At 42.3% G+C, this 13,238-nt stretch carries 5 protein-coding genes; 3 read left to right on the top strand and 2 right to left on the bottom strand.

Features of this window, described 5'->3' with window-relative positions:
- Positions 1-178: 178 nt before the first annotated feature.
- Positions 179-1,351 carry a ParB N-terminal domain-containing protein gene (locus BV375_RS19520; protein ID WP_086763322.1) on the top strand — a complete coding sequence of 391 codons (1,173 nt, stop codon included), beginning with the start codon at positions 179-181 and terminating at the stop codon, positions 1,349-1,351.
- A 96-nt stretch (positions 1,352-1,447) separates the two neighbouring features.
- Here the strand turns inward: BV375_RS19520 and BV375_RS19515 are convergent, their stop codons facing one another.
- Positions 1,448-2,080 carry a Uma2 family endonuclease gene (locus BV375_RS19515; protein WP_086763320.1) on the bottom strand — a complete coding sequence of 211 codons (633 nt, stop codon included), beginning with the start codon at positions 2,078-2,080 and terminating at the stop codon, positions 1,448-1,450.
- Between the two features lie 154 nt (positions 2,081-2,234).
- Positions 2,235-3,116 carry a LysR substrate-binding domain-containing protein gene (locus BV375_RS19510; protein ID WP_086763342.1) on the bottom strand — a complete coding sequence of 294 codons (882 nt, stop codon included), beginning with the start codon at positions 3,114-3,116 and terminating at the stop codon, positions 2,235-2,237.
- Between the two features lie 121 nt (positions 3,117-3,237).
- Here BV375_RS19510 and ilvD point away from each other — a divergent pair, with 121 nt between their 5' ends.
- Complete coding sequence (ilvD, locus tag BV375_RS19505; RefSeq protein ID WP_086763340.1) at positions 3,238-4,926, top strand: dihydroxy-acid dehydratase; 1,689 nt, start codon at positions 3,238-3,240, stop codon at positions 4,924-4,926.
- A gap of 701 nt (positions 4,927-5,627) precedes the next feature.
- Positions 5,628-13,148, top strand: coding sequence for an esterase-like activity of phytase family protein (locus BV375_RS38220; protein WP_279432939.1), 7,521 nt, complete (start codon positions 5,628-5,630; stop codon positions 13,146-13,148).
- The last annotated feature ends 90 nt before the right edge of the window (positions 13,149-13,238 follow it).

The raw sequence follows: 13,238 nt of genomic DNA, 5'->3' as shown, positions 1-13,238 counted from the left end.
CCAAGCCTTCAGATGGAGTGGCTTTTATCTCAAACACTTTAACCCGAACTCAGGTTAATTACAAATGAACACAGATAAACTTGTACTTCAGTAAACAGGAAACGCTATAGTACTACTGACAAAATGGATTATCGTACCATATTATGTATATTAATATATAAAATTATATTTAAAATAAATGGTAGAAATTATACTTAAAAAACGGAAAGTTGTTGAACTTCATCCACATCCAAAAAATGAGGGTATTTATGGTGATGAAGATATCAAAGAATTAGCTGAACTCATTGAGAAATATGGGTTAAGAAAACCGCTGATTGTTACACCAGAGGGTACGATAATTAGTGGACATAGGCGTTGGAAAGCAATTTTATTTTTAGGATGGGAAACAGTTTTAGTTGAAGAAAAAGAATTTACTGATGAAACTGCCGAATTAGAAGCTTTACTATTAGAGAATGCTAGCCGAGAAAAGACTATAGAGCAAAAATGCCGAGAAGGGTTAATGTGGGAAGCTATTGAGCGAGCAAAATCACGAAAACGTATAGGAAGAAAAGGATTAGGTGTAGGAAGTACTAGAGATGTAATAGCGAAGAAAGTTGGCTTGGGAAGTGGAGTAAATTATGAACACGCATGTAAAGTTATTTCAGCAATTGATGAAGCATTTCTAATTGGCAATATTGACAAAGCAGAGACATTACGAAAATTTTTGAATGAAAAAAGCGTCAATGCTGCTGTTAAAATGATTAGGAATACCCAAAAAATATTGCACAGAAAAAGTATCAATGCTGATGTCAAAATAATTAACGATATTGAAAGCAATATTAGAAATTTTACCGAAACACAACATACGCAAACACAGTGGGTATTAGCTAAGTTAGGAAAGCAGCTTTGTGGTTCGGTATGGATTGATTTTCACGATCGCTCCCGTATTTGGGAAAATGAAAAATTAGGAAGCTTGAGCATAGATTCCTTTCCGTCACTAGGAATGGGTAATGAAGCAAGACAAACAGTTGAGTATATCGATGTAGTTTGGCTGAGTAGTGGTAATCAAATAGCTGCGGCTTTCGAGATTGAAATTACAACACCTATTTACTCAGGTTTGCTAAGAATGGCAGATTTAGTCACGCTTTGTCCAAACTTAAATTTTCCACTTTACTTAGTTGTTCCAGAATCACGAATTAATAAAGTCAAGAAAGAACTAACAAGACCTACTTTTAAAAATCTTAAGCTCGATCAAAAGTGCCGCTATATAATACTTGAGAAGTTACTCGAAAAATGGGATGTTATCATGGAATTTGCTACAGAGCCATCTGCGCTTAAATCAATATCTCAAAGTTGTGATAGTGACTCATAAATTATTGACAAGTATTTTAGAAAGGAAATTTACCTGTGCTTTATAAGTAAAAGTAATTCATAAATATGGTAAATACAAAAGCTATAAATATTAAGTCTATTTAATCTTACTCCGCACCCAGGCACGAAAGGATTTTAACAAAGCAATTTCGCCCATAGTTTTGCTTTGCTGAATGAATCTGCTGATATCGTTCACAGATACTAGGGGGAAAGCAATACTAAATTCACACTCGATATATTGTCCATCTAACAAATGATAAAATTTTAAATCTTGCCCGTCATATCTCCAGAGTTCAGGTATACCCAGTGCTGAATAAATCCTGAATTTGTTGACTGAACTACTGGTAATATCAATTTCAATTGCTAAGTCAGGTGGTGGATCAGTTTCTAAATTTAGTGTTTCCTTTCCCCTGACTCTCGATTCATTTTGTATATAGTAGCAATTGTCTGGTTCTATACCTCGATTTGCTAATCGACTTTTCAATGTTGTAGAACCAGCACTTTTAATTTCTATTCCTAATTCTTCTACTATAACTAAAATAAAGTGGTCAAATTGAATTTTGGGATTTTCATGTTCAAACAGTGGGATCATAATTTCTAAAGTGCCGCAGTCATAAGCAAATCTAGAACCTCTGTCCTCACCTGTATCTCTCAATAAGGCTTCAAAAGTTTCCCAACTTACGTTATATAGCACCGTTCTTTGTTCAGCAGGCGTTGACTTTACAAGCATATTACAATACTTCTTCTGTGAAAATACTCGATAAAATTCCTAAAATTTTGCCTATATCATTAATATAGTATTCACGTTACTGTAGGGCAATTTATTTATTCCCTAAATAATCTAGATATTTAAATTGTGCCAATTATCAGTATTTTATTAAGGATTAAATAAACTTTCGAGTTAATTGTAAAAAATTCTCTACAATAGGCGTTAAACTGCTTTGCTGCCAAATTACAGCAGTTTCTATTACAGGTACTTCTGTTAGTAGAGGACGATAAACTACACCAGACCTTTGAAGATTCTGTAGAGAATATGGTGTTATCGCTACACCCATTCCAGCCGATACTAGTCCAATAATTGTTTGCATTTGAATCGCTTCTTGAGTAATGTGAGGTTTAAAATTTTCCTGCTGAAAAAGACTCATAATGCGATCGTAAAGTCCTGGTGCTAGATAGCGGGGAAACATAATTAAAGGTTCATTTAGGAGCGATCGCACACAGATGTGTTCTTTTTGAGCCAATGAATGAGTTGAAGACAAAGCCACAACTAAGGTTTCTCTGTGAATACACTGGTAAGATATTGTGTCATCTTCCAAGGGCGGATGAGCAAAACCCACATGAATTAGGGAATCTCTCAGTGCTTGCTCTTGTTGACTTGTAGTTAACTCCAGTAGGACTAGTTCTACTTCTAGAAATTGCTCGCGAAATTGTCGCAAAATCAAGGGTAATAGGTCGTAAATTACCAAACTAGTAAATCCTATTCTCAGTTGACCTGTTTCACCTCTTCCAGTCCTTTGAGTCAGTGCTATTGCTGTTTCTAGTTGCAACAGTAGTTGATAAGCCTCTTTTAAAAAGACTTTACCAGCCTCTGTTAGCTGTACTTGTCGCTTAGTTTTGCGATGAAAAAGCTCTACTCCTAGTTCTGCTTCTAGTTGCTGAATTTGTTGGCTAAGAGGCGGTTGAGCTATATGCAGTCTTTCTGCGGCTTTACTGAAATGTAGTTCCTCAGCTACAGCAATAAAGTAGCGCAGATGTCGTAGTTCCATAATTTTTAATACTTTATAAATCTCAATTTTAAATAAATATATATTGGACATATCAAATAAAGTATACCTATGATACTCCTACAGAGATTTGCTCGATGCTAGAGCAATGGGTGAAAAAACAATGTCAGAGAATCTTAGAAGTAAAGTTGTCACACAAGGGGTGCAGCGATCGCCTAACCGCGCTATGCTGCGAGCAGTTGGGTTTCAGGATGAGGATTTCAATAAAGCCATTGTTGGTATTGCCAATGGTTACAGTACAATCACTCCCTGTAATATGGGCATAAACCAACTCGCGCAAAGAGCAGAAGTTGCTGTTAAAAGTGCTGGAGCAATGCCGCAACTGTTCGGCACAATTACTATTAGTGATGGCATTTCGATGGGAACTGAAGGGATGAAATATTCCCTGGTTTCGCGAGAAGTAATTGCAGATTCGATTGAAACCGCCTGTACTGGGCAAAGTATGGATGGTGTGCTGGCGATTGGCGGTTGTGATAAAAATATGCCAGGGGCTATGTTGGCGATCGCACGCATGAATATCCCAGCTATTTTTGTTTACGGTGGTACAATTAAACCCGGACACTACAACGGTCGCGATCTAACTGTTGTCAGTTCTTTTGAAGCTGTAGGTCAATACAGCGCTGGCAAAATTGACGAGAATGAACTAATAGAAGTCGAACGCCATGCTTGTCCTGGTGCTGGTTCTTGCGGTGGCATGTACACAGCTAACACCATGTCTTCTGCTTTTGAAGCAATGGGGATGAGTTTACCTTATTCTTCCACAATGGCAGCTGAAGATGCAGAAAAAGCTGACAGTACAGAAAAATCGGCATTCGTTTTAGTAGAGGCGATTCGTAAACAACTTTTGCCCCGCCAGATTATCACCCGCCAATCTATCGAAAATGCCATTTCTGTAATTATGGCAGTGGGTGGTTCAACAAATGCAGTGTTGCATTTTCTGGCGATCGCTCGTGCTGCCGATGTAGAACTAACATTAGATGACTTTGAAGTTATTCGTGGCAGAGTTCCAGTTTTGTGTGATTTAAAACCAAGTGGTAGGTATGTGGCTACAGACTTGCATAAAGCTGGTGGCATTCCCCAAGTGATGAAAATGCTACTTGTGCATGGTTTGTTACACCCAGATTGCGTGACAATAAGCGGTCAAACAATTGCAGAGATATTAGCAGATGTACCAGAAGAACCACCTGCTAACCAAGATGTGATTCGTCCTTGGAATAATCCAATGTATGCTCAAGGACACTTAGCGATTCTTAAAGGCAATCTAGCAACGGAAGGGGCTGTAGCCAAAATTACTGGTGTGAAAAAGCCCACAATTACTGGCCCTGCAAGAGTCTTTGAATCTGAAGAATCCTGTTTAGATGCAATTCTTGCAGGTAAGATTCAAGCTGGTGATGTGCTTGTCATCCGCTATGAAGGGCCAAAAGGTGGTCCTGGTATGCGGGAAATGCTGGCTCCCACCTCAGCACTTATCGGTGCTGGATTAGGTGATTCTGTGGGATTGATTACCGATGGACGTTTCTCCGGTGGTACTTACGGTATGGTAGTTGGTCACGTTGCACCGGAGGCTGCTGTTGGGGGTGCGATCGCTCTCGTTGAAGAAGGTGATAGCATCACAATCGATGCTCATGCTCGTCTATTACAGTTGAACATATCCGATGAAGAATTAACTCGTCGTCGTGTCAATTGGCAACCGCCTGCACCTCGTTATACCAAAGGTGTACTAGCTAAATATGCCAAATTGGTAGCTTCTAGTAGTCTCGGTGCGGTAACTGATTTAGATTTGTTTAATTAATTGTTGTTTACAGCAATTCTATTTTATTTGTGAAAACTATCAGTTTTGGCTGTTGACTGTTAACAGTCAACAATTAATCAGCCTTGATGTCAGATTTCACAAATTATTTAGGTGTAATATAGCTTTTGATGGGAGGCAGAAAGTTTCCGGCTACACTTTTAAGTAGAGGCTGGCTGCTTCCTTTTTAATTTTTATTTTCTAAATAATTATTACTAGTATTTTTAATTGATTTAGATATTTGTAAAGCTTTAGTGAATTTACCTATTCATAGTCTTTTCTTAACCTGAATTCAGTAAATTTCGAGTGACTATTTACACGAGCAAAATTGCTGAACGCTAAATTTAACTGCTGAATAAAAGAATTCTAAATGTGGACAAACCTGTTTTGATAAAGAGGTTAATTTATCATGACTTGAAGAGATTCTGAGTAATAAATTTCAATTCCATTTATTTCAGATTTAGAAACTTTCCACTGTAGCCATTTATTAAAAAAAGGGATGAGACAGCGAGCAATAACTCTACTGAAAAATGGAGGAATTGAAGAATATTTATCAAAAATTATTACTTTCTCTTCAACATTTAGTTTCCCAGTTTAGCTGATAGCGATCGCAATTTAAAAAATCTGTCCAGTGGTTTTACCTCGATGAGGTATTCCAACTAAAAACAGGTTAAAACCTATCTGCAAAAAATCCAAAATTACCTATGGCTTCAAACCCTGGTTTACTGATTTCGGAAATTTTAACTAACCCCAACGGTAACGATTCACCTTTTGAGTATGTAGAGTTAATCGCTACCCAAAACATTGATTTTTCTGTTACTCCCTATAGTGTTGTTTTTGCCAATAATGGTACTGCTACTACCAACGGTTGGATTGCTGGTGGTGCAATAACTTACGGCTTTAACATTACTAGCGGTACGGTAAAAGCAGGTGATGTAGTTTATGTTGGTGGTTCCTCAATGACACCAACGGGGACAAAGTTACGTACAATTAATACTGGAACAACGGCAGGCGATCGCTTTGGTAGTGCTAGCCTTGGCGGCGTACTGGGTAATGGTGGAGCTAATGCTGATGCTGTTGTAGTGTTTGCAGCCGATATCAATACCATCACTAATTCCACAGTTCCCGTTGATGCTCTGTTTTTCGGTACAGGTGCGGGTTCGGCGGTGGTTAGTAGTGGAACCGCAGGCTACGAATTACCTGTAAACGATCGCTATAGTGGTGGTAAACTTCAGAACAACAGTTTCCTGGCTAGCGATCCTGCTGCCGATCAGGTAATTACAGCAACGGGTACTTACGATCCCACCACCAATACCTTCACCACTCCACGTACCTGGACTTTAGGCACTGCCAGCGATAAAGTTTCCAGCATTACACTAGCTAGTACACCAACTGGTCAACCGGATCTCACCATTAGCCAGACAGACTCACCCGATCCAGTTGCAATAGGTGGTGCTTTAACCTACACATTAAGTGTGACAAATACGGGTAATGCTAATGCCAGCGGTGTAGACGTACAGTACACTTTGCCTACTGGAGTAAATTTTGTTAGCGCCGCAGGTACGGGATTTACCGTTAATCAGTCAAATGGTGTAGTTAAATTTACGGGCGGTAGTATCAATGCAGGCAGCAGCGCCTTATTGACTGTGACTGTTCAGACAAAAGCAGCAGGAACCCTGACTAGTGGAACAGCAGTAGTTGACCCTAGTAACACTATTACTGAAAGTAATGAAGCTAACAATACAGCAGGTAGCATTACTACTACTGTTGCCTCTGGAAATGCCAGTCTCGTGACTACGATTACTGTTCCGGGAAATGCTACCGATCTGTTTCCCCTAAATGGCGGTACTGGGGGAGCAAATATCAACCGTCTAGGTGGTTTTGGTTCTGACTTCTTCTACGACTACCGCACCGGATTCTACTACGGACTGGTAGATCGGGGGCCTGGTGGCGGTACAATTCCTTACCAAACACGGGTAGAAAAAATTGCCTTAACTATTGACCCCAATACTGGTGCTGCCTCTGGTTTCCAGGTTGTACAAACCATTCCCTTCTATATTCCTGCTGGTACTACTTTAAATGGTGTAACTTATACAACGGATACACCGTTTAATGGGTTGAACTCCAAACAACTGGCAGATGGCAATAATGGCAGCCTTTTAGCGGAAAGTCAAGACCCAGAGGGGTTTGTTGTTGGTGCTAATGGTAACTTCTTTGTCTCCGATGAGTACGGGCCTTCGATCTACGAATTTGAATCAACGGGAAAGTTTGTCCGGGCATTTACGCCACCCAGTAATGTGATTCCTAAATTAAGTGGGTCTCCTTACTATGCAGCAGATGTTGCTTCTACTACAGGTCGTCAGGATAACCGAGGCTATGAAGGATTAGCAATCAGCCCTGATGGTACTAAGCTATTTGCCGTATTCCAAGATCCTCTGCAAGAAGAAGGCTCAGCAAATGGACGCTCTAGTCGCAATGTGCGCATTGTCCGTTATGATGTTGCCACTGGTCAGAGTGATGCTCAGTATATCTATCAGTTGGAAAGCCTGAGCGCTATCAACGATCGCATTCCCGGAACTACCAACGATTTTGGTGCAACAGCTCAAGGTCGCAACATTGGTATTAGTTCTCTCGTCGCCCTCAATAACACCCAACTGCTGGTATTAGAGAGAGATAACCGGGGTGTGGGCGTAGATCCAGCAAGCAATTTACCCATTGGGTCAAAGCGCATTTATCAAATTGATCTAACAGGTGCAACTGACGTTAGTGGTATTTCTCTGGCGGGAACTAACATATTACCTACTGGTGTAACTCCTGTCAGCAAGTCCCTGTTTTTAGACATTGCGGGAGCTATTCAAGGTGCTGGGCAAACAGTACCAGAGAAAATAGAAGGATTAGCGATCGGGCCGCAACTAGCAGATGGTTCCTTTGCCTTACTGGTAGCTACAGATAACGACTTCAGCGTTACTCAAAACGGTAGCAACGTTCAATTTGACGTTTACACAGATTACACCCAGCAGGCAATTGACTCGGCTCCACCAAGTTCGGGTGCTACCTTATTTCCTAGCTACATCTACTCCTTTAAAACCCAAGCAGGAGCATTGGATCTCACCCCTGTATTTGACTTCAGCACCACAAACTACAGCGTCACTGAAGGCAATACCCCTGGCTTCTCGACAAACGCAACAGTGCGAATTATCCGTCGTGGCGATCTATCTGGCACAGATAGTGTGCAACTGAAACTGAGTGACGGTACGGCAACAGGGAGTGGTCTTTCTGCTCCTGTGCAAAGTACCGTTCAAGGGCCTAGCACTGGCTCAACCCCTTACATCCTCCCTGTCGCATCAGGTGTAAAGGTGATATCCCTTCTCACCACAGACAACACAGGAACTAAACCCGACGACACCGTACCTAAAGTGGGCGGTGGCACCTACGGGATGGACGGTATTCCTGATGGTCTGGGAGCTTTCGACAATGGCGACGGCACCTTTACCGTGCTAATGAACCATGAGTTAGGGAACACGAATGGCGTAGTGCGAGATCATGGTGCAAAAGGTGCTTATGTTTCCAAGTTTGTCATTGATAAGAGTACTCTCCAAGTCGTCTCTGGTGAAGATTTGATCAAGCAAATCTATGGCTGGAACTCCACTACTCAAAGTCTGGATACTACTGCTCCCATCACCCTGGCAATCAACCGCTTTTGCTCTGCTGACCTCCCCGCTGTCACAGCTTTCTACAACCCCAACACAGGACTTGGGTCTCAAGCGCGAATTTTCATGAATGGGGAAGAAGGCGGTGCGACAGGTTATCAATTTGCTACGGTTGTCACCGGAGCTGATGCGGGGAAAGCCTACGTTCTCGGCAAATTTAATCTCACTACCAATAGTTCTGGTTTGACAGGTGTCGGGGCTTGGGAAAATGCCCTTGCCAATCCCTATGCTCAAGACAAAACTATCGTAATTGGCAACAACGATGGCGGTACTGGCATTATGAATAATGCAGTTGCCGTTTATGTCGGTACGAAGCAAAGTACGGGTACCGAGGTTGACAAAGCTGGTCTTACCAATGGCATCCTTAAGTTCATCAGCGTTGCGGGTAACTCTGCGGAAATTGCTAATGCCACGACTCGTGCCACCAATATCACGAATGGCACTCGATTTACCCTCAGCAGCACTGCCTCAACGACATTCTCCCGCCCCGAAGACGGCGCATGGAACCCCCTCGATCCTCGCCAATATTTCTTCGCCACCACCGATCGCATTGACCAGGTATCGGATGGAGTAGGGACTCAGATTGGCCAGACCCGTCTGTGGCGCTTGACCTTCGACGATATTACCAACCCAGATGCTGGGGGGACGATTGACCTGCTAGTTGATGGTGATACAGTCAATGGCGTAAAAGTCAATATGTTTGACAACATTACCATTGATAAGTACGGTCACATCTTGCTGCAAGAAGATGTGGGTGGTGCAGCTCACAATGGCAAGATTTGGCAGTATGACATTGCCACAGACACCCTAAAGCAGATTGCAAAACACGATCCTGCTCGTTTTGGAGATATTGGTGTTGCTGCAACTTCACCATTCAATAATGATGAAGAATCTTCTGGAATTATTGATGTTCAAGACATTCTAGGGCCTGGTTGGTTCTTGACTTCTGACCAAGCCCACTACACTACGGGCATTACAACATCGCAAGTAGAAGGGGGACAGCTACTAGCAATCTTCAACCCGGATACCTATAACGCGGCAATTGATTATAACAACACGCCAATTACAGTTACGTTCAACCCCGGTGAGACGTACAAGGATGTGCAGATTCCCATTGCTGGAGATTTCACACCGGAAGCCAACGAAACCGTTAACCTAAGTTTAGCTAATCCCAGTGCTAGCACAGTTATTGGTACGAAGCAGTCCCAAGCAGTCTTGACAATTGTCAATGATGATGCTATACCCAGTGCCCGTATCCATGACATCCAAGGTGCTGCCCATCGCTCTCCCTTGGAAGGACAAAACGTCACCAACGTACCAGGTATTGTTACTGCGCTAGCTAGCAACGGATTTTACTTACAAGACCCCAACCCCGATAACGACGATCGCACTTCGGAAGGCATCTTTGTCTTTACTAGTTCCGCTCCCACAGTTGCAGTAGGCGATTACATCCAGGTGAGTGGTAAGGTTTCTGAATTCCGTCCTGGTAACAACGCTAACAACCTGACTACCACTGAAATTATCAATCCCACAATTAATAAGTTATCTTCTGGTAATGCCTTGCCTGCTGCTACCATTCTAGGTAATGGTGGTCGTACCATCCCCACAACCGTAATTGAAAACGATGCCACAAATGTAGAAACTACTGGCACATTCGATCCAGCTAGTGATGGCATTGACTTCTATGAAAGTTTAGAAGGAATGCGAGTGCAAATCAATAACCCGATCGCTACTTCACCCACTGCAAACTTTGGGGCAGGATCGCAGGAAATTTGGATATTAGCAGACAACGGCGCAAATGCCACTGGGCGCACAGCTCGCGGTGGTAGCCTAATTAGTGCCTCAGACTTCAATCCTGAGCGGATTCAGATCGACGATCTCAACAATGCCTTAGTGCTACCTGATGTTAATGTTGGTACGCAACTTAGCACTGTTGTTGGTGTAGTTAACTACGACTTTAGTAACTATGAAGTATTAGTCTCGACTGCTCCTACAGTAGTACAGAACAGTACGATTCAAAAAGAAGTCACGAATTTAACTCCCACAACTAGCCAACTAACGGTTGCTACCTTCAACGTTGAAAACCTCGATCCTGGTGATGGTGCTACCAAGTTCAACAACTTGGCCAGTAGGATTGTGAATAACTTGAAATCTCCAGATATCATTTCTCTGGAGGAAATTCAAGACAATAATGGGGCAACGAATGATAGCGTAGTTGATGCCAGCGTTACTTACCAAACATTAATTAATGCGATCGCATCTGCTGGTGGTCCCACATATCAATATCGACAAATTAATCCTGTAGACGATACTAATGGCGGTGAACCTGGTGGTAATATCCGCGTGGGTTTCTTATTTAATCCCAATCGCGTCAGCTTTGTAGACCGTCCTGGTGGTACTTCCACTTCCAACACTACAGTTACCAACATCGAAGGTAATCCCACATTTTCTGCTAGCCCTGGTCTAGTTGACCCCACAAACCCCGCTTTCAACAGCAGCCGTAAGCCGTTAGTTGGTGAATTTATTTTCAACGGTCAGACTGTATATGTCATTGGGAATCACTTTAACTCCAAAGGTGGTGACCAACCTCTATACGGGCCGAATCAACCACCAACACTCAGCAGTGAAGTGCAGCGCCAGCAACAAGCAACAATAGTGAAAAACTTTGTGCAAAATATTCTGGCAATCAATCCCAACGCCAATGTGCTTGTAGCAGGTGACTTGAATGACTTCGAGTTCTCCAACCCCCTCAATACGCTGAAAAGTGCTGGACTGAAGGCTTTAATTGAAACTCTGCCACAAAATGAGCGTTACACATACAATTTTGAGGGTAATGCCCAGACTCTCGATCACATCCTGGTAAGTAGCAACTTGTTGAGCAAACTCGATGGGTATGATGTAGTACATATCAATTCTGAGTTTTATGACCAGGATAGTGACCACGACCCCAGTGTAGCAAGGTTTAACTTGCCAGCTAACCAGCCCCCAATGGCAGTTAATCTCAATAATTCAATCAGCAGCATCAATGAAAACAGTGATACTAGCAACCGCATCAAGGTAGCAGAGATTGTAATCACAGATGATACCTTAGGCACAAACAACTTCAGTCTGAGTGGTACAGATGCTAGCTTCTTTGAAATCGACAATTCTGTTGTATATTTGAAAGCTGGAACTAACTTAAATTACGAAACCAAATCAAGCTACAACATCACAGTTGCAGTCGATGATCCGACAGTAGGCAATACTCCTGACGCTACTACTAGCTTCTCCTTGGCTGTCACTGATGTTAATGAAGCACCCACAGCAATCAATTTTGCTAACACGAAAACTAGCATTGACGAAAACAGCAACACTGGTAGCCGCATCAAAGTAGCAGAGATTGCGATCGCAGATGATGCCTTGGGTACAAACAACTTGAGTCTAGGTGGTACAGATGCCAGCTTCTTTGAAATCGACAATTCTGTTGTGTATTTGAAGGCTGGAACTAACTTAGATTACGAAACCAAATCTAACTACAACGTTACAGTTGCAGTCGATGATCCCACAGTAGGCAATAGTCCCGATGTTACTGCCAACTTCACCTTGGCTGTCAATGATGTCAATGAAGCACCAGTAGCTAAAAATGATAGCGCCAATACTACTGATATTCAGCCAGTTACAATTAATGTTCTGGCGAATGATAGCGATCCAGAAAACGATCCACTCAGTATTAGCAACTTTACTAATCCTAGTGGCGGTACGGTGGTGAAGAATCAGGATAATACCTTCACTTATACCCCTGACATTGGCTTTTTTGGTAGTGATAACTTTGCCTACACTGTCAGTGATGGTAAAGGACTTACTGGGACAGCAACCGTCAACTTGAATGTAACCCGTGTTAGTACTGGAATTTTTGGTACTTTAAGTAAGGATAATCTCACAGGCACAAACCAAAACGATCTGATTGGAGGTTTAGCTGGTGATGATTTACTCAAAGGTGGTAACGGTGACGACACTATCTATGGTGGTCTTGGAAATGACAGCCTTAATGGTGAAAACGGCAACGATATTCTCTACGGTAATCACGGCAACGACAGCCTTGATGGCGGAAATGGTAACGACACCTTATATGGTGATAGCGGCAATGATACTTTAATAGGTGGAAATGGTGATGATATCTTAGTTGGAGGTAAAGGAAGCGACTTCCTGACAGGTGGTAATGGTAGCGATCGCTTCTACTTGACTGGTAATGGCACTGGTGAATTTGATACTATCGGTGACTTTGCTCATGGAGTTGATGCTATTGTTATCTCCAAATCTGAATTCGGACTGAGCCAAGCATTAGGTATACTTGATCCCAGCTTATTCAGGTCTGGTACAACTTCTACCACAGCAAGCGATCGCTTTATCTATGATCGCACCGGAGGTAACCTCTTCTTTGATGTAGATGGAACTGGTAGTACAGCACAATTTAAAATAGCCCAGTTAACGAACAAGGCAACGCTTACCAGTACTGATTTTACTGTAATTGCATAGTAGGGTTACGCTGACCACATTGATAAGGGTGCGGCGATCGCGCCCTTATTTCTATTGTGTTGGTTTTTGCTAATGTTGATCATTAGCAGG

Source organism: Nostoc sp. 106C (assembly GCF_002154725.1).
Lineage (GTDB): Bacteria > Cyanobacteriota > Cyanobacteriia > Cyanobacteriales > Nostocaceae > Aulosira.
This window is presented reverse-complemented; position numbering and strand designations above follow the sequence as displayed.